Genomic DNA, 19836 nt, shown 5'->3' on the forward strand with positions numbered 1-19836 from the left:
GAGAAGCAATTGATAGCGGCAGAGCGCGAGCCCTCCGGTGACGTGCCGGGCGGTTGGCGCCGCTAGGCTAAGAAGGATTCATTGAGGAACGGTTTCTTTATCTACAAGTCCGGCCTTTGAAACGTCCCAAGGCACGAAGCCAAGACGCAGTGCCGGGGAATCGGGACTCAGTCGGAAGTCGCCGTTGGCGGGATCAACAAACAACGGATCAACGGCCAGGCTCTGCGTGTCGACACCGTCTTGCCTTTGCTTGTCCAACATTTGCTCGCTCAGGGCAGGGTCGCTGGCGCAGAAGTAGATGTTGTGATCGGCGTCCGCGTCTTTGGAACGAGCCAAAGCCCTGCCTCGCCGATCCTCGCTCGTTCGGCCTTTGCCAGGTGGCAGTTCATCAATGAACGTGCAGGTTTCCGAGGACGAGTAGAAAATGTTTCGCTGGATCGTCGCCCCCGTGAGTGGGCCTTCACGAACCGAGAGGTAGTAACCTCGAGGCGGAGCGATGATGTCGGCCACGATGTTGTTTTCAACACGTGTGTTCAACTTCATCAGGATGCCCTGCGAGGTGCACTTGTAGATCAGGTTCTCTGCGATCAGCGTGTCGCGTTGCCCGCCGTCGGTGCGAATCGCGGCTTGCATGATCATCGGGGCAACGAGGTGATGAACGAAGTTGCGGCGGATCACGTTTCCTGAACCTGCCCCGCGAATGTAGATGGCGTTGCCGTCGCCGAGCATCTCCATCGCGTGATGAATCTCGTTGAGTTCAATGGTGTTGTCGTGTGTGTGCAGGTAGGGAAGCACGTCCTGCAGTTTGGGTTGCCTCGGCAGGGATGCGATTTCATGCCGACGGATGGTCCGTCCGAGTTCTCTGCCTTGGCGTCGGAAGAAGTCCGTCATGCAACCGGAGAGGATGATCCCGGTGTAGGGGGTGTTGTGGACCAGGTTGTTCGCGACACGATTCTCACCGCTTTGCCAAAGCATGATCCCGGGCGAGTGCGAATGGATTCGACCGGTGTGATGAATGTGGTTGTTGAAGACCAGGTTTTCGCGATTGACATCTTTGGTGCCGGGACCGTAACCGCACAACAGAATGCCGGCACCGCCCATGTGCTCGATCACGTTGCCAGCAATCGTGTTGTGTTGGCCGTGTAAATCGACACGGATGGCAGTGCCTCCACTGTGGGCAAAGTGGCACTGCTCGATTTTGCAGTGCTCGGTTCCTCGCAACCGGACCAGCGCATTGGCTTTGTCGTGCATGTCCCAGTCGTGCTGCAATCCCGCATCGTCACTGGCGATTCGATCGCTTTCGCCGTGCATGAAAGTCAGGCCGCGCAAGCAAAGGTTCGTCACTGGAATGTCTCGCGGGCCTTCTTTGTCAATCTTGCCTTCGATGCGGATCAGTTCCTTCAGTCTTGGGGCCAAAATTGGCGAGTCGTTTCGCGGCCAAAGATAAAGTTTGCCAGTTTGGGTGTTGAGAGCCCATTCGCCTGGCTCGTCGAGTTCCTCCAGGGCATTTTCTACCCAGCACGAGTGGGTTGTTTTGAGAAAATGAAGCGGGGTCATCGCATAGGTCGCGTCGATCGACGTTCGGGCGATCTGCTTCTTCTCGTTCACGGATTCCAGCGGCAGGATGTTCACAATCCATGCATGATGCGGACGAACAACGATCTCGATGTCTTCGACATTGGTCCAGTTCTTCAGGCGACCTGCTGGAAAATGCAGCTCGTTGCGACTGCCGCCCTTCAACGGAATGAACCCTTTCGATCGGGCTCTTGGGAGCATGCCCTCTGCATCGAAGAGTGTGTAGAACCGGGCGGAGACATCCGCCACCTGCACCTTGCCAAGGGCTTTTTCTGGCAGACCGGGCGGGGGCGTCGTGACTGGTTGCCAACCCGTGATTGCTTGGCCGGCACTAAACACCGGCGTTTCGCCTGGGTAAGCCGCGTAGGTGACTTTGCGATTGGGGGTCCCTGAATCCTGAAGCCCAAAGACCACCGTTTCGGTCAGGCGGTACGTGCCGCCGCGAATCAGAACCAAGGCATCGCCTGCAGGGTTGCTGCCTGAGGTGCGGATTGCGTCACGAGCTCGTGGAAGCGTGGCGAATGGGCCATCGGTTTGGGAGTCGTTTGGCTCCGCGAGCGTGCCGGACCAGTTGTCACGACCTTCGGGCGACACATAGAAGTCGGCCGTAGGTTCGGCGGCAGAGCCATTGCCGGCTGCCATCGAAAGCGTCAACAAAATCAGGATGCAGGGTTGGAAAGAACTCAGCTTTGTCATGTGATTCACTTTTGGAACTTCTTTCGCGCCTTCGACAGGCTGTTTTCGCTGGGAGCGATGGGCAGTGTGTTTTTCCAAGCGTCGATTTTTTGGGACAACTGATCAACGACGTCAGGATACTCCGCCGCGACATTGCGTTGCTCGGCCCAGTCACTTTCCAGATCGTAGAGTTCCGTCATCTTCTTCGCTTGGTTGACGAGCATCTTCCATTGGCCGTCTCGAATGCCGATCGACGGCCAGGTGTATTCTTGTGAGTCGCCCCCTCTCCATTCCCAGAAAATGGGTTGGGTTCTTTCGAACGACTGTCCCTTCCAAGCGGAGAGCACGCTTTGACCATCCGGTTGGTATCCCTCTGGCAACGCCACCCCTGCGGCATCCAAAAAGGTTGGCAGCAGATCAACTGCCGTCAGAACGGAGGTCCTGTCTGTCTTTCCGGCAGGAACCACGCCGGGCCAACGCACGATGAACGGGACTCGGATTCCTCCTGCAAACAATGAACGCTTCTCGCCTTTGAGCCCACCTGTTTGTCCGACGGAATAGTACTTTCCCAGTCCTTGGCCTTTGTGATCTTTTTCATCGGTGGAATGCTCCGGACCGTTGTCGGTGGAGAAAACCACAAGCGTTTTGTCATCAAGGCCGACTTCCTTCAGCAACGCGAGGATTCGTCCGACACCCGCATCCGCTTCGGCGATGATGGACGCATAAACCTGTTCGGCGTCGTTCAAGTGCTGGAACTTTTCAAGGAATGGTTTCTGAGGCAAGTGTGGGGTATGCGCCTCGTGAAGCCAGAGGTTGATGAAGAAGGGGGCGTCTTTGAATTCCCGGATGAACGCTTCGGCATGGTCCACCGACGCCAGTCCGCCCTTTGAGATTTCGTTCTTTCTCGAGCCATTGAATGTCGCGAAGCGGTCGTAGCCGTAAGCGTCTTCGGTCGGCGAGTCAGCAACGGTGCCCAGGTGCCACTTTCCAAAGTGGCCCGTGTGATAACCCGCGTTCTTCAGCATTCGAGGAAGCATGGGAGCCTGTGGATCGACCCAATCGGGCATCCCGCGATTGATGTGCGCTTTCACACTTTGAAAGTGTTGGTGCACACAGTGCCGAGCCGGAAACTGTCCGGTCATCACAGCAACGCGACTGGGCGAACAGACCGGACTGTTCACGGTGAAGTTCGCGAAGTCCGTTCCTTCCTTTGCCATCTGGTCCAGGTGCGGGGTTTGACAAAAGGAACTGCCGTGTATGCCCAGGTCCCCGTAGCCCCAATCATCGGCGAAGATGAAGATGATGTTCGGCTGCTCAGCGGCATCCAGTCGTACGGCTGCGATGCTGCTGAGCGTGAGCAAGCCGAAGGCAAACGAGGCAAGCCGCAGGGGTGTTTCAATTGGCGATGGTCCAACCCGGTTGCGTATCCTGCGTGAGCTGTTGCATCGAAAGAGTTTGGCAAGGGCTGACAAGGACAGATTCTCGATGGAGCGATGGGTGATTGCTGGTGTTCGCGTCTCGGTCACAGGAACGATCCCGCGGCGATTGATTGTTTGCGACAGTTCCCTTCAAGCAGTATAGTGCCGGGATATCCGCGTTTGAGGTGGATGCACCATTCACTTTGCGTCTTTCACTGGAACAAGTGCGACACCCATGGCGACAGGTCCAACGGATACCAAGCTTGTTGCACTGCTCGTTGAGTCATCTCGAGCCTATGGCCGAGGGCTTCTGCGGGGGATTGCTGCCTATGCACAGGAGCAGGAGGACTGGTCTCTCCGGCACCAAGAAATGGCAATCAATGCGGATCCACCCTCTTGGCTTTCCAGGTGGCACGGGGACGGCGTGCTCGTTCGAGCTGAGACTCCGAAGATGGTTCATGCCATCGAGGACTTGGGAATTCCCGTCATCGATCTGCGTTGCTGGCGATCTGCGGGGAAGTTCCCCGGCTTTGATACCGACCCTGTTTCGGTGGTGAGGCTTGCCGTCGATCATCTGCGAGATCGTGGCTACTCGCAGTTTGGATTCTGCGGTTTTGGCGGAGCGAACTATTCCGATCGTCGGCTTTCCGAGATGCGGAAGTATGTGCGTTCCTTGGGGCACGATGTGGTTGCCTACGAATCACCGGGGCCAGTTCACGCAACCACCTTCGATGCGGAGCAAAGCGGAATGCTCGACGAGCAAGGTCTGGTGCGTTGGCTGAAATCTCTTAAAAAGCCCATCGGCGTCTTGGCCTGCAACGACGTTCGAGCGCAACAGTTGTTGAATGCCTGCCACGCCTGCCAAATTCATGTCCCCGATGAGATTGCTGTGGTCGGTGTCGACAACGATGACGTGATCTGTCCCTTGTGTTCTCCACCGCTGACAAGCGTTGAACCCAATACGCATCAAATCGGCTACGAGGCAGCGGCGATGCTGAACACCATGATGGCTGGCGAAGCCGTTCTGGCCGACATCACCTTGGTTCCCGCTCGGAGAATTGTCGTGCGTGGTTCAACCGATTCGATCCCGGTGGATGACGCTGAATTCACCAAGGCCTACCGCTTCATTCGTGAAAACGCTTGTCGCGGGGTTTCGGTGCAGGATGTGGCGGATGCGGTGCCGATGTCCAGACGTTCCCTCGAACGGCGAATGCGAACCTATCTCGATCAATCGCCCTCGGATCTGATTGCATCGATCCGACTGGCGAGAATCAAAGAGTTGCTCGAGACCACCTCACAGCCACTGAAGAAGATCGCCAGGCTCACCGGGTTCAACTATGACGAACACATGGCGAAGTTCTTCAAAAAACTGACGGGGGTTCCTCCCGGGCACTACCGCCGGAAGCATCGCCTGGAATCAATCACAGACGATGACCTGGAGATTTAGCGGACTATTCCGCGGGCACGGTTTCTTCATAGCCCGCGTCCGAATTGGTCGCGGCCAGTTCAGCCTCGTACTTGGCTAGATCGTCGGCGGTAGCACCGTCGGTGGCCAATTCATTTTGGTCGGATCCGCCGCAGCCTGAGAGAACACAGGCGGCCAGCATCACCAGGAGACATTTCAAGATTGATTTCATTGGTTGATTCTCGTTTGAGTTGGTTGTTTCAATGTGGGTGTGTCAGCCCACCGTCCTGAAGTTCGATAGGCAGAAGAAAAGTCGCCTCGGTCAGTCATCAAAACTCTTCCGTCGTTTCCTTGGAAGCTCGCGTTCCGAGGGCGCCCCATAGTCCGTAGGGACTTGCCGAGCCGGGCAGATTGTTTTGCCAAATATTCTGTGCATTTGAATTGCCTGCTTCGATTGAATCCGTGATGAAGCGAACGGCCCCATCGCCCATCAAGACGTGCGCACCACCTTGGTGTCGGCTGGAGACGGTTGCTACCAAGGTTGTCCCCAAAGCGTTGTACCGACCACATGCTTCTCGGTTAGGAGGCAAGATCGTAAGGACGCCCGACATGAGTGGCAGATAGTCAGCCCAACGATGACCACGAGCAAAATTACGCCGATTCTGTTGCTGCCACTCCGGCAACCAGAATTGCGGACGGGCTGGATCGACGTAGCCGTTGTCGGTGCAAATGTTGGGGTTGAGACGCAGGGCGGCGAGGCCGAATGGACCTGAGTTGCCTCCGTTGGTCGCGACGCTGTTGCCCCGCTTGTCACCGTCTTGCAGCGCAGTGATCATCTCGCCCATCGCGATGGTGTTGGACAGACCATCGAGCGTGTCGCGAAATTTCGAGTCTTGCAATGGCATGAAAAAACCGCGGTGTGCAGCTCGGGCTTGCCTCGCTCGACCCGACGTGATGGCTGAACGATTGTTGTTGTAGGGACCGTAGTGAAGCTGCCAAATCGAATCACCTAAACACGCGCCGTAGTTGGTCCGCCCCAACGCAGGCAACCCGCGACCGGGATCGCTTGGGCAGCGAAAAGTCGGGATTTCATTGACCCAGGGCGTGTACTGAATCTGATCAGGGGTCGGCCCCATCGCTGGCCAGGGCGGCGACTGAACTCCGCCATCGGTTCGTTGCGTGCTCGGGTTCGAAATCTGTTCCCACAGACCTTGCTGTTCAATGTAAGGCAACATTGGAACCAACGCGCTCAAACGTCTGCGGTTGCCTGTGGTGGACGACTTGTACCACGCATCTGGTGGCTCAGGATTCGTTCCGGCCCCGTGTGTCGGCATCTGATTGAAAGCGGAGTGGTAGTTGTGAATCGCCAAACCCATCTGCTTGAAGTTGTTGCTGCAACTCATTCGCCGCGCGGCTTCACGAGCGGCTTGGACCGCAGGCAAAAGCAATCCGACGAGGACGCCGATGATTGCGATGACGACAAGAAGTTCCACCAATGTAAAACCGCGCCGTTGTTTGAAGTACGTCATACTGGTCCCCTGCTTGAATGAGCTCAAAGAATAGCAGTCGGGCAATTGTTGACTGATGAAGAGGCACTTGGACGGATGCGAACGCATCCCTGTGCATGTCTTTCAATTGCTAGGTCAGATAACCTTCGGCGAACGCCGATGACTGAAAAGTCTTCGTGAAAGCTATCCGCATTGGGACCGGCAAACAATGAGATTCTACGCCCCTGTTATGACGTATTGCGACGCTTAGTGGCGCGGTGTTTCCTGGTAGGAAAGGACACAGTGATTCTGGTTGCCCTTGAGGCTCGGTCTCCTACTGTTTGGTTGACAAGTGAGCGTGGCTAGGTGGGTTCTGCATGGTCGTCGTCCGGGGAATCAACCATCCGGTGAGCGAGAGAAACGATGTGGTTCCTCGTTCACGCATTCGGGTTGTGATTTCATGCGATTCGATGATCGCCAGTCCATCGACCGACCGCTTAGCAAGGCGTGAACAACAAGTGACGATGTTAGCGGTGTGGCGCAAGCCGCCCGGTGAGGAACCGGAGGGCTCGCGCCCTTCCGCTACGGCACTTGTTGTTCACGTGGTCCTTATCGGTTGAGTCCAACCACGATTGCGACCGGCATGGTGAACAGATCCACGCGTTCTTGGTTGGCGATTTCAAAGCCGGCGGATTCGACTAGCGTTTCGAGTGGAATGGGTTGGCAATCCACGATGTGAGGAAAGTGGGTGTGCATCCAAACATAGGTTTTCTCCAGCACACTTTCGCGGTCGCTCTCTGGCACGGTCGCCATGCTGACAACGCCCAATCGTCCGCCTGGTTTCAAGACTCGGCGGCATTCCGCGAGGACCGCCGGGATTTGTTCTGCCGCAAACAATTCCAAGGTGAAGCTCATGGTGACCGCGTCAAACGTGTCATCCTCAAACGGCAGGGGTGGGGCCTCCGCCACGATCAGTTGCACCCGGTCGGTCAAGCCAGCTTTGTCGATCCGCTTGGCCGCGACATCTTTCATACCTGGTGAAATATCAATCCCTGTCACGTTGCCTTCGGGACCAACAGCCTCGGCGATCGTGAGCAGTGAATGCCCTGTCCCAAACCCGATTTCGAGAACGGATTCGGCGGCTTGCGGGGCAAGTAGCTCCAGGCCTCTTTCGCGAGCAACATGTTCACCACCATCGGCAATCAAATCGTAGGCGTGACTGATTCGATCATAAAACTGTTGAGCAGGGTTGGTTGACATGTCGTGCTTTTGAAGGTTTTCGCAGGTCGTTGGAAGGGCTCGGAAAGAACTCCGATCTTCCCAATGATAGCGAACGGGTGAATGTGAGACTGCACCCAGTTCATTGGAACGGTGTCCAATCTGACGACGTGTTTTGGAGATCGCTTTGATCGCTGCACGCCATGCTTGTGGCGGTTTTCGAACCGGCTCACTTCCGTTTCAGTTCCATGCCCATCGCGATGCGAGCGTCCATCATGATGCGACGGTTTTCGTCGTTGGATTGGATCGGCTGGATGATGGGGGTTTCGTTGCGTGTGACGCTGGAGATGGGGTTGGCGGATGCCGTGTCGTAGATGCCACCGGACAACAGGGCGGTGACAAGCGAGAGGGTGGAGGTGAGTCGTGACATTTTGGTTCCTGGTTGGGTGGTCTGTGAAACGCCTGGGCAAGACCCGAGGTGATCTTGGAAGAGTCACCGTTGCACGAGTTGTGCCAACCGGCGTATCGCCGCCAGGACCTTGGTGTACCAGTTCGCGAATCTTCTCGCGATTCGCCCAGCCAAACGTCCCTTTCATGGCCCCGAACCGCGTGATGCAAATGGATTGCCACCACCATTGGGGCCTGGACGAGCCGGCATGGATCGGCACGGAGGCTGCAACTTTGTGCTTGCGCGTGCAATGAATTGCACGCGAGAAGTTGCACTGCTTGCTGGAAGCCGTCGCAGCGTTGCGTCCTACCACTTTCTCCATGCCGGCACCCACGGATGCCCCGCGGGAGCGGTTGGTTTCCAAGGCCGAACGGCCGGCCGGGTGGGATCGAAGTGATCAGTTGCCGGGCAGTTGATCTCGGCAGTTTCGCCATTGCTCGCGGACGGCGGTCCGCAGGCGTTTCAAACCCGGCAGTTCACCCAACTCATTTTGATTTTCCTTCCAACGACGTGACTCGTTTTCGCTGACGTTCACATGGACGTTGACTTGAGGAGGCTGGTTCGCAAGCGATGCTGCCCCATTTGTCAGTGTCGTGAGCTGACTGATGTCGCTCTCCATCTCGGACAATTGATTGGAGATCGTCATCAACTCCTTCATGGCAGTGGCATCCGCATTGGTCGAGAAGCTGAGAAGCGAAAAGGTGGATGCGATTGTTTCGGTGGGATCCGCCGCGGTCTGCGGCGCGGCAACCAGCATGGACGCCTGTTGCACAGGCATCGAGTTTCGCGAGGAAGCAAACCGGAATGGATCGGCGACGGGATCCGGTCGATGGTTCGTCGTCACTGCTGCGGCATCGCGTCGGTTCGGATTGGATGCCACATCACGGACCAGGGAGGACGGTCGGATGGAGTTGCGAGAGGCAGCAACGGGCGGGCACGCGACCGTCGGTTTGTGCTGGCCCATCACCGGGACATGCAAGTGATTGGTCACGCCGTAGGGCGTGGCGATGTAAACGGAAACGTAGGTGTTCGTTTCCCCGTTCTCACAGAGTTCCACCGTGTTGACGCAGTGCGGGATGGTGACTTGCATCAATTCGCGGCTGATCAGGCGGACGTGCGGGATGCAAAGTCCACCGGCCAGGACCTTTGTGTCGTGCACACTGAAGTTGTCACCGACCAAGAACAGGGTGGTTCCTTTGCCCTCGCAAGCGGCGAGGCTTGGCGTGGAGAGCGAGTTGTTCAAGTTGTCGAGCGAAGTCGCCAGCGTGGCACAAGTTTTGGCGTCTTTGCATTCGAGTTTGTCGGTGCCCTCGATGCACCCGATCGAGCAACCACAGTTGCCAGCCTCCGAGGACAGATTGATCCCCGGAGCGCCGTACCAGCCAATCAGTTCCGGTGACAAATCAGTGACCCCGGTGTTGAACATCTCGAACCCGCCGAGCGTGTTTTCATACGGCACCAGCGAACGCTGAGTCTGCAACGGCAGTTCACGATCGAGTTGATCGACGCGTTTGAGCAAGCGGCGCAGTTCGCCTTCGCGGTACAGGTGTTGGCACTCCGAGCAATTGGCTCGTGAGTTCCGCATCGCCGTGATCGCTCGGCTGAGTTTCAGGCTGTCCTTCATGGTCAACGCGGAATTCTTTGGGTTGGTGAGTTTGAACCAATTGGTTCGAATGTCAAAATCCGCGTAGGGAACAAACGACGGCATCAAGACAACCGCGACACACTCGCGTTGGCCCGGTTCGATCTTCCGGTTTCTCAAATCGTAATCTCGGGACGCGCCCATGAACGTCTCTCGGAGGGCACCCAGAGTCCCTGGTGTTTCCAACGCCTGGACACGAGGGTAGAAACGCCAGCCAAACGTGTCGCGACCGTGGCCAAAACCGACGATCGTGCGATTGAGCGAAACGGTTTCAATTTGGGTTTCCATCTCGCGTGAGAATTGGGTCAGCGAGTTGGCTCCAATTTGCCCGGTGGCGAATCCCAGGGCCATCGCAAATTGAAGCTCGCGCCGACGCTGGGAAACATCCGCGACGTTTTGATCTTGGGCGATCGGGTCGACGGCGAAGACGTGGATCGGCCAACGGACGCGAACGTATTCTTTGAATACCTCGTTGGCTGATTGAAACGACGTTTGAAGTTCTTCCAGTCCCAAGCCAGTTTTCATCACGGTGTCGGGAAGGAAGAACCACTCTTCCTGATCCGTCTGCAGGCTGTAAACCTCCTTGGCATTCGCTAACTTGCGAACGTCGCGATTGAGCCGTTCATTGAGCAAAGCGGATTCGACCACGACAGCCCAAGCCAACGCTTCAACGCTCGTTTTCGCGGAGGCGATCTTGTCCGACATGTCCCGTTGCAACTGGACCGGAGGGCTCATCAGCATCCCGTCTGACGTCACATGGCCAGCGAATTCAGACTGGTCGATGTGGGATGGGTGTCCGTGCAGTTTCTGGAAGAAGTAGTTGCGATAACCTTCGACCGAGAGTCCACCCGCTGCATCGCCGTCGAAGTGGCCGCTGCGAATTTGGCTGGCCAATTGGGAATTCGGCGAGGCCAGTTCCGCGTAAAGATGCAAGTGGCGGGGATCGCAGAGCAGTTCGTAGGCCGCTTGAACTTCCGCGTTCAAAAACCGGCGAGCGTCCAGCAAATCGACCCGGGTTTCTTGGCAGGGTTGGCCAGTCGTCTTCTTCGGTCCACCCGCCCAGCGGATGTAGGTTCCGTAGTAGGCTTCGCTGAAGAATTCGGCGGTCATCACCATGTTTTCAATGCCCATGACCCGTTCGATGGACGAGGGGTTGAGCGGATTGACTGCACGCCGTGCTCGACCGGAAGGGGCGGGGGATTGGACGCCTTCGGCTCCCTTCGCCAGTGTTTTCAATGCCTCCTGAGCCACTCCGTAGATCACTTGGCCCTCATCGAAATCAGCCAAAGCCCACAGGTGCTTGCTGACCGCGTCGATGTTCTTGTTATTGAGAGCGTCAATGAAGTTTGCAAAAAGTTTTTGTTGAGTGACTTTCTCTTCATTCGGCAACGAAACTCCCGGTCGCAGTGTGATGTTTGAGGATTTGGCGATGGCCTTTCTTGCCGACATGGCCGCTTCAACAATGGCGCTGGGTTGATTGGTCATCTGACCATTCGGAGTTTGCGTTGAACGAGTCATCTCAAGTGTCTGCGCAATGGATTGATCAAGGCCCTGTTCGAATTCCATCATTTTGGGCATTGACTCCAATCGGAAATCGAATGGAGTCTCATCGGCAAGCGGTGAAGATGCTTGCATTTGGACAACAGCATTCGGGCCCTGCGCATTCGGGACCTGCTGATTTGTGCCGGTGAAACGTGGAATGTTCACACTGTTGATCGCGACGATCAATTTTTCCACCGCGAGTTCGTTATCTAAAAACTCAGCAACGTAGGGATGAGCGTCATGAATGAAGGACTTTTCAAACTCGTTGTTGTTGCCCTGATAACGATGGTACAAATCGTCAAGATGCGAGATGGTGCTGCGAGCTGCGGGCAGGCTTAACTTCGCCTGAAAGGCATCGAGACGTTCGGTCAGGCGAACCATGGGAAGCCCCAGGAAATCGACCACGTCGTTGACGACCAGGTTTTGAAACGTGGTTGGCAAGAGGTCGTCGCTGATGACCGGTTGGGCCGTCACGGTGATCTCGGCGCCAAATCCTTGGCGAGTGATTTTGCCCGGCAGAATCGACACGGGCAGTCGCACCAGGTTGAGCGAGTAGCCGGGAGAGTCACTCGTGTCATCGCCCTCGTTGATGCGGCGAAGTTCATGCAGATGTTTGAGGTAACGCGACCGCTGATCAAGCAGAACTGTTGGCTCGAGGTTGATCCCTGGTTTTACCTCTGCCTTCGAGGCGACAATTCCAAATCCGCTTGGTGTCGCCGAGAATCCAGGGGCGCTCACTAGCTGCGCGTTCGCAGCACTCGATGACCGATTGGCTGGGTCGGGATCTGTTGCGGTGACCGTGGTACCTGAGGCGGCATTCGACAGAGCAATCGCTTGGGCCAGGAAAGAACTGTCGGTCTGCTTGATTGCCGCGTTGATCGTGTAGTCAAATTCGTCGATTTCTCGAAACATCATCCGCTCGTATTCGTCACGGTGTTTCGTCAACCTCGCCTCGCCCCAGATGTCCGGTTGTTTGGCAACGACCGAACCGTAGGTGTCGATGTGATGTTCCACCCAGTCGATGTGTTCGGCCAGGCACTCCATCGCCCCGTCTTCTCCCAGTTGCGGCTCCGTCCCGTGGTATTTGGTTTCGGTGATCAATCGCTTCAACCGTGCCAATGGATTCTTGGCTGTGGCAAGCGGAGACAGGATGGTTTGGCCGAGTATCAACGCGACCAAGAACGCTCGAAACGTCGAGTTTGCAGTCCACATCAGATAGGTCCTCCCTGACCAATTCATCACGGTTGAATCTTCCTCACCGAAGTGCCAACCAGAGGGGACCCGCAAAAAGGGTCCTGTCGGCAGAATCGTTTTGACTTCATCGTCACGATGGGGGGCGACACCCTCCGTGGACGGGCGTCATTTTCAAGAAAACCGGCTCAACCCGACCTAAATTGGGAAGCTGCACGGATTGAAACGGTCGCAACGCTTTGGTGCGGCTCGATGCACAACGGGGCGCGACTTGGATCCCGCAAGATTTCAGTTCGATGTGTTTGCGGCGGGCGCCGGCAAGTCGCCAGGCTCAATGGTGGTGCCGGGAGCATCCACTGGAGTGACACCCGAAGGTTCCTCCGCCGATTCTGGATCAGCCTCGACGGGACTCTCCATCGATCCTGGTGCCATTCCGATCGTTGCCATCGGCGGGTTGGGGCGATTTGGCGGGGCAGGGGGACGCGTTGCGTCTGGAGGAGCCGGTGAAGCATGAGTTGGAAACAAAACCTCCAACAACTTACGCACGCTCGCGGCTCGATCCGAACGCTCCTGCTCAATTTCCTCTTGGAGTGTTCCCAGCCGTCTGTAAAGTTTGGCAGCCAAAACCGGGTCTGGTGATTCGCCGGACAGTTCATCCAGTCGTTTCTGAATCACCTCTTTCGATTTGGCTCGGGCTGTCATTCTCGAGTCGTGGGCTTGGATACGGGTGAGTTGCTGGCGAGCTGCGCTCAATGTTTCAGCCGAAGCGTCTTGGCTGTGAATTTGGAGATCGCCCAGGTGCTCGACATGAAGTTTGAGTGTCTCAGCATTGAGATCCGCCAGATCCGCCTCGAGGTTGGGAGTGTTGGCCGTGGTATCCGTGGCGAATTCCTGTTTCACGCCCGCGGTGATCTGAACGGGAGTCGATGCCTCGGGAAGGTAGGCCTGGATCTGAGTGGGCGTCCGGTTGTGGATCGTGACGACCGTGGCCTGATGAGTTCGAACTGTCAGGAGACCCTCTGACAGCGAGACCGCTTCATGCCAACGCTCCGTTTCCAAAACGGACCCCACCGCCACTTGGCTGGTGGGGATGGCTTGAAGTCGAATCATCCCACCCTTTTCGATTGCACCGTTGCTGGAGAGGAGAAGCGGGGCGATCGACCGGTCAATTTGGGTCGTGTAAAGCAAACGGTCTTTTGCGAACACTTGGACAGTGCCACCGGGGATCGTGTGCTTCCCTCGGTTGCTGAGGTGGCCAACTGAGTAGGCCGAGTTCTCATCGATCGCGACAATGGAATCGCCCAGTTCATGCAAGCCAATCTGGTAGGCCTGCAAGTTTCCAATCGGAGCGCTGAAGTGCTGCTTTGGTTGCATGGTCACAGGAAACTCGAACAAGAGTCCTTCACCATCAACAAGGAAATCGGCTTTGGACCAAGAGGCGTCGGACGCTGACCAGTCTTGAATCGTTAGAAAGCTACTCAAGCGAGTGGGCTGGCCCGGTGTGAGGTCGATCTCATGTCGCACACGGACTGCATCGGACAGTTCAAGAGGACGCAAGTAAGTCACAGTGGCTGGTCGGCCGCTATGACCCATGACCTTCACTTCGATCTTGTTCGAGCCGGAGTTCGCAACTGCAGTCGTCGTGATCAGGATCGGAACGTTTGACTGGATCGATGCTTCGACCACCTCTTGTTCGCTCTGGGGAATCGTGAGGGACAGCGTTGCGTCATCGTCCTCCTTCAATTCCACGTCACATTCGAATCGCGCCTTGGTGGAAGTGTAGGTCGCCCGCGAGATTGAAAAGGTCTGGGTTTCGGCTGGTAGAGAACTCGCCAATCCAGCGGTTGCAAGGAAGACGGCAAGGCGTAGTCCTAAAATCGATGCATGGTTCATCGTCTCGCCTCGGAATTTCCGACAGATGGATTGAAAGATCCTCGGTCTGATCAGCAGGGATCGCAGGTGCCTTCCGTCCTCCGCTAAGCACGGAGGCTGGAATGATCGGGCATCATCATGTGAGCCGTTTGGGCGTTCGTCCCGGTTGTACGTGGGAGCAACAACGCTCACCGAAACAGTCCAAATGCCGAAAGACTCCTGCCGACCTACTGAGCTCGTGGAGCGGAGTCGATTGGTGCCGAATCAGCATAGCTCTGCAGGGGGTGGTGGTCAACTTTTCGCGGTTTCGTCGTGGGCCATTCCGGATCCGTGCCACAGAGCCGAATCAGTGAGGACGCTGATTTGAGAATGAATGGGATTTGTCTGCCGGGGGCGTCGTCGCCAGTGGGGGATTGTCAATCGAGCCAATCCATCGCCTGGGCTGCGAGGTCGGTTCACCGCAGCAAAGACGGACGTGTCGTCACGACCGGGAAATGGATCTCTAAACGAGACGGTTGCTTGCGAGCAAATCTTTGTGAAGAAACGGGGGCTGTGGCGGGATCCACTGAGTTACCGAGGTCGCCGCTCAGCGTGTATACCGGGGGCCCATTGCAGCGGACAAGCTTCACGCGATTTTCCGCATCCAATCCCACGATCGGCTTTGAACCCGATGGCTTGGAGCCAACCACCGACGGACAGCGTTGACTGGCGACTCGCTTTTCATCGCGTTCCCCACCTCAAGTGACCATGAAGCTTGATTCTGGATGTGGTACGTTGCCATTTGCTCGTTGTCGACGATCGCAATGACATTCGCTTGCTTGGAAGCAGAATGCATCGACGATCCTTCAGGACCGATCAACGCGAATCGTATGATGGAATCGATCGCCCAATTCACACAGCCGAAATCTGACGCGGTCGAACGCAAAGGCAATGGACGACATGACAACGCAGAACCTTCCGACGAAGATCAGCACGGGCAACCCGCCACTGGATGACATCTTGCACGGGGGACTGACCGCCGATCGGCTGTACCTTGTTGAAGGCATGCCCGGCACGGGCAAAACGACCCTTGCACTGCAGTTTCTGTTGGAGGGCGCCCGCAAGGGCGAGACCGGGCTGTACGTGACACTCTCGGAAACCAAACAAGAGCTGGAGGGCGTTGCAGCGTCGCATGGCTGGTCGCTCGACAACATCGACATCTACGAGTTGATCGATACCAAGGCGACCGAGGATTCCCGTCTGCAGTACACAATGTTCGAGCCATCCGAGATCGAACTCAGCACGACGGTCGATGGGGTTTTGGAACGCGTCAAAGAACTGCAACCCACGCGAGTCGTCTTTGACTCACTGTCCGAGATGCGTTTGTTGTCGCAAGGTTCACTGCGTTATCGCCGACAAATTCTCGCTCTCAAACAGTTCTTTGTAGGCCGCGGGTGCACGGTGCTTTTGTTGGACGACTATTCCGGGCTGGACGACCAGCATTTGCAAAGCATCGCCCACGGAGTCATCCGGCTGGAACACTTGCTGTCGGACTACGGCGGTGAACGACGCCGATTGCGGATCTTGAAACATCGTGGCAGCAGCTTCCTTGGTGGCGCACATGATTTGCGGATTGTGCGAGGCGGATTGAAGGTCTTTCCGCGTGAAACATGCGATCAACTGACCAAGGCCACTGACACGCATTTGATCGATAGTGGCAACGCAGAATTCGATGAGTTGCTCGGCGGTGGTTTGAACGCCGGCACGAGTGCTCTGTTGCTGGGCCCGGCGGGAGTTGGCAAATCGTCGATGGCGTTGCAGTTCGCGGTGGCGGCGGCGGAACGGAACGAGCGAGCCGTGCTGTTTCAATTTGAGGAAAGCATGCAGTCGTTGTTTGTCCGCGCCGAAGGCTTGGGTTTCGCTTTCCAACAGCATGTGGACGACGGGCTGATTCAAATTGTCAATCTGGTTCCTGGTGAAATCACACCCAGCGAATTTGCGTGCTTGGTTCGGGACTCTGTTCAACTGGATGACCAAGGCCGCCGGGTTGGGATCGTTGCGATTGACAGCATCAATGGCTACCTGAACTCGATGCCGCACGAGAAATTCCTCATCATCCAAATGCACGAGTTGCTTCAGTACCTTGGTAAACGCGGGATCCTGACATTGGTGGTCGTCGCTCAACACGGGATGTTGGGGCAAGCAATGGGAACGCCGGTGGACGCCAGCTACCTGGCGGATTCGGTGGTGCTGTTTCGCTATTTCGAGGCCCAGGGGGAGATTCGGCAGGCCATTTCGGTCATCAAGAAACGTACCGGGCGACATGAACGAACGATCCGCGAGTTCAAACTCAGCCATCACGGCGTCGAGATTGGTCCTCCACTGAGAATGTTCCGCGGGATTCTGACTGGAGTTCCTGAGTTCGATGGCGAGAAGGACTCCTTGATCGACAGGGAGGGTCATTCGAGCTAATGGAGTCACTTCGCAAAGCAGTCATCGCAGACGAAATGGCCGATTCTGTCGCGGAACAAGACAGCAACAACCAACGCGTCGTTGCATATGCACCGACGCCGCAGGATGCCAAGCTGTGCGCCCGGATTCTGAAGGAGAATGAGGTCGCGGTTTGTTGCTGTGAAACGATCGATTCATTCGCCAAGACCATCTTGGAAGGTGCGGGCATTGCTCTGATCGCGCAGGAACACCTGACCGACGCCGCCATTGCTCAGTTGAAGGTTTCCCTGGATCAGCAACCGAAGTGGTCGGAGGTGCCAATCTTGGTCCTGCTGCAAGCGGGCGACCCCGATTCGAAACTGTTGAAGCGGATTCTCTCGCTTGAACATGTCACGTTGATCAATCGACCGCTCCGGATCGCGGTCTTCATCAACACCGTGCGAGCCAAATTGCGTGATCGGATGCGGCAATTTGAGGTGCGTGACCTGCTGCTCGAAAAGGATCGAGTGCAGACCAATCTGCGTCGCGAAGCCCGCCGATTGGACATGGCGATTCAAGCGGGCGGGATGGCGGCTTGGGAATGGAGCAAGACACATGTGTACTGGTCCAACGCCTTCCGTCAGTTGCATGGATTCGGAAAGGACGTCCAGCCCAGCGAGTCGGCGATGTTCGCTTCGATCGTGGAATCAGAACGTGAGCAAATTGCCCAGCAGTGGACGGCAGCGATCGAGCAGAATCTCCCGTTCCGGAGTGAGTTTCGGATCAGCCACCCCAAGCATGGCGAGCGATGGTTGGTGGCCGTCGGTGAACCGGTCAAGTCAAAGTCCGGCAAAACCCTTCGCTACACCGGGTTGCAGTGGGACATCACAAAACGCAAGGCCGCCGAAATGGAATTGCGTCAGTCGCACGAAACGTTTCAGCGATTGATCACCGAGAACCCGCAGGGATTGTACGTTGTCGACGCCGATCTTTGCGTGCGCTACGTCAGTGCCGGAGCACGCAGCGTGTTCATCAATGTGGATCCATTGATCGGCAGACCATTTGCCGAAGTGATGAACGTGATCTGGCCGAAGGCATTCGCCGATGAAGTGGTCAAGTTGTTCCGGCACACCCTCGACACCGGCGAGCCCTACGCTGCGCCCCCGTTGGTCGAACAGCGAGTCGATACGAACGAGACGGAGGCTTATGATTGGTCGATCGAGCGGATAGTTTTGCCGGACAATCGTCATGGCGTGGTTTGTCACTTCTACAACAACACGCAACGGCAACAATCGGTGGACTTGCTCCGCGAAAGTGAACGCTATTTTCGAGAGATCGCGGATGCTTCGCCGGCGATGCTGTGGGTCACCGACGAGAATCACATGTGCACGTTCCTGTCAAAGAGTTGGTACGACACGACGGGGCAAACGCGAGTGGAAGGCATGGGGCTTGGTTGGACCAATGCGACCCATCCGGAGGATCACGAACGTGCCGGGGAAGAATTTTTGACGGCGGCGAAAGCGCACAAGCCTTTCTTCTCGGAGTTCCGATTGCGAAGGGCCGATGGCAGCTACCGTTGGGCCGTTGATGTCGGTCGGCCGCGTTTTGATTCCGAAGGTGCGTTCGTGGGATACACCGGCTATGTCATTGACGTGGACGATCGCAAAGCGTTTGAGCAGTCGCTCAAGCAGGCCAAGGTGGTGGCCGAGAATGCCAACCGGTCCCGAGGCGAATTCCTCGCGAACATGTCGCATGAAATCCGCACGCCGATGGCTGCGATTTTGGGGCACGCTGACATATTGAAGGATCATTTGAAGGACCCTGACAACATTCAGGTGGTCGAAACGATCCGTCGCAACGGCAATTTTCTGCTGAACATCATCAACGACATTTTGGACTTGTCCAAAATTGATTCCGGGAAAATGCAGCTCGAGACCGAACGGGTGCGACCAGACGGTTTGTTGGCAGAGGTGCGATCTTTGATGGATGTTCGAGCGTCCGAGAAACACCTGCCGCTGAAGATCGAGTTCGATGGGCCGATCCCCGATTTGATTGAAACCGACGCCGTGAGGCTCCGACAGATCCTTCTCAATCTGGTCGGCAACGCGATCAAGTTCACGGACTCGGGGGAAGTCAAAATCCTCGTTCGCTATGAAGGCCTCGACGACAGTGCCGGAGTGGGGAAACCGCAAGATCCATTCTCATCGAAACGGCCCTCGGCCAGCACTTGCCGGTTGATTTTTCAAGTGGTTGACACGGGCATCGGGATCAAACCGGAAGACCAGATGTCACTGTTTGAACCCTTCGTGCAGGCGGACAGCACTTCGACGCGTTCCTTTGGCGGGACTGGATTGGGACTGGCAATCTGTCGACGGTTGGCCCACGCGCTGGGTGGGGACGTCGCGGTCGAAAGCATCTATGGACGAGGCAGCAAATTCACGCTGACGATCGAAGCTGTTTCCTCTGGACGGCTGGTTGTGCCGAATCTGTTGATCGATGTCTCGGCGGAAAAGGTCAAGGAGGAGATCCAGATTTCTGCGAATGTCTTGGTCGTCGATGATCGTCGGGACATCCGCTATCTCGCTCAGCACTTCATCGAGAAGGCGGGTGGGAATGTCACCACCGCCACCAACGGGCAAGAGGCAATCGACACAGTCTTCGGGCACCCAAAATCCGAGATTGATCTGATTGTGATGGACATGCAAATGCCGGTCATGGATGGTTACGAAGCCGCCGCCGAGCTGCGTCGACGAGGCTGTGAGCTGCCGATCATTGCGTTGACCGCGAATGCGATGAAGAGCGATCGCGACGAGTGCTTGGCAGCCGGGTGCACCGACTACACCACCAAACCGCTGGACAGCCAGAAGTTGATCGCCATGATCGATCGGTTGCTGAAGTCGTAGCAAACCAGTGTTTTGCGGCGTGCCGCAGAGTTGTCATCTCAAACGCTCCGT

11 protein-coding genes are annotated in these 19836 nt (G+C 56.5%); 3 read left to right on the forward strand and 8 right to left on the reverse strand.

Annotation, left to right across the window (positions count from 1 at the left end):
- Positions 1 to 78: 78 nt before the first annotated feature.
- Together UH5x_RS23220 and UH5x_RS23225 are read right to left on the reverse strand one after the other, a co-directional pair.
- On the reverse strand, positions 79 to 2271 hold the full coding sequence (locus tag UH5x_RS23220) for a right-handed parallel beta-helix repeat-containing protein (RefSeq protein ID WP_482633838.1): 2193 nt from the start codon (positions 2269 to 2271) through the stop codon (positions 79 to 81).
- 5 nt (positions 2272 to 2276) lie between these two features.
- The gene (locus tag UH5x_RS23225) at positions 2277 to 3611 is read right to left on the reverse strand and encodes a sulfatase family protein (protein WP_482633839.1); all 1335 of its coding nucleotides are present in this window, start codon (positions 3609 to 3611) and stop codon (positions 2277 to 2279) included.
- Positions 3612 to 3903: 292 nt separating this feature from the next.
- Between UH5x_RS23225 and UH5x_RS23230 the strand changes: the two genes are divergently transcribed.
- Positions 3904 to 5115, forward strand: coding sequence for an AraC family transcriptional regulator (locus tag UH5x_RS23230; protein ID WP_047812337.1), 1212 nt, complete (start codon positions 3904 to 3906; stop codon positions 5113 to 5115).
- A 4-nt stretch (positions 5116 to 5119) separates the two neighbouring features.
- Here UH5x_RS23230 and UH5x_RS23235 read toward each other — a convergent pair whose 3' ends face one another.
- The 6 genes from UH5x_RS23235 to UH5x_RS23260 all read right to left on the reverse strand — a co-directional run bounded on the left by UH5x_RS23235 (position 5120) and on the right by UH5x_RS23260 (position 14494).
- On the reverse strand, positions 5120 to 5305 hold the full coding sequence (locus tag UH5x_RS23235; RefSeq protein WP_047812336.1) for a hypothetical protein: 186 nt from the start codon (positions 5303 to 5305) through the stop codon (positions 5120 to 5122).
- Positions 5306 to 5402: 97 nt separating this feature from the next.
- Positions 5403 to 6602, reverse strand: coding sequence for a DUF1559 family PulG-like putative transporter (locus UH5x_RS23240; RefSeq protein WP_482633840.1), 1200 nt, complete (start codon positions 6600 to 6602; stop codon positions 5403 to 5405).
- 567 nt (positions 6603 to 7169) lie between these two features.
- Positions 7170 to 7820 carry a methyltransferase domain-containing protein gene (locus UH5x_RS23245; protein ID WP_482633841.1) on the reverse strand — a complete coding sequence of 217 codons (651 nt, stop codon included), beginning with the start codon at positions 7818 to 7820 and terminating at the stop codon, positions 7170 to 7172.
- A 187-nt stretch (positions 7821 to 8007) separates the two neighbouring features.
- Positions 8008 to 8208 carry a hypothetical protein gene (locus UH5x_RS23250; protein ID WP_482633842.1) on the reverse strand — a complete coding sequence of 67 codons (201 nt, stop codon included), beginning with the start codon at positions 8206 to 8208 and terminating at the stop codon, positions 8008 to 8010.
- A 415-nt stretch (positions 8209 to 8623) separates the two neighbouring features.
- Positions 8624 to 12622, reverse strand: a complete 3999-nt coding sequence (locus UH5x_RS23255) for a hypothetical protein (RefSeq protein ID WP_482633843.1) — start codon at positions 12620 to 12622, stop codon at positions 8624 to 8626.
- A 267-nt stretch (positions 12623 to 12889) separates the two neighbouring features.
- On the reverse strand, positions 12890 to 14494 hold the full coding sequence (locus UH5x_RS23260) for a hypothetical protein (protein WP_482633844.1): 1605 nt from the start codon (positions 14492 to 14494) through the stop codon (positions 12890 to 12892).
- A 918-nt stretch (positions 14495 to 15412) separates the two neighbouring features.
- Between UH5x_RS23260 and UH5x_RS23265 the strand changes: the two genes are divergently transcribed.
- Both UH5x_RS23265 and UH5x_RS23270 read left to right on the forward strand, forming a co-directional pair.
- Positions 15413 to 16924 (forward strand): ATPase domain-containing protein, encoded by a 1512-nt coding sequence (locus UH5x_RS23265; protein WP_482636061.1) that lies wholly within the window; start codon positions 15413 to 15415, stop codon positions 16922 to 16924.
- Positions 16924 to 19785 carry a PAS domain S-box protein gene (locus UH5x_RS23270; protein WP_482633845.1) on the forward strand — a complete coding sequence of 954 codons (2862 nt, stop codon included), beginning with the start codon at positions 16924 to 16926 and terminating at the stop codon, positions 19783 to 19785. The genes UH5x_RS23265 and UH5x_RS23270 overlap by 1 nt, the downstream gene beginning before the upstream one ends.
- The last annotated feature ends 51 nt before the right edge of the window (positions 19786 to 19836 follow it).

Source organism: Rhodopirellula sp. UH5, assembly GCF_056839225.1.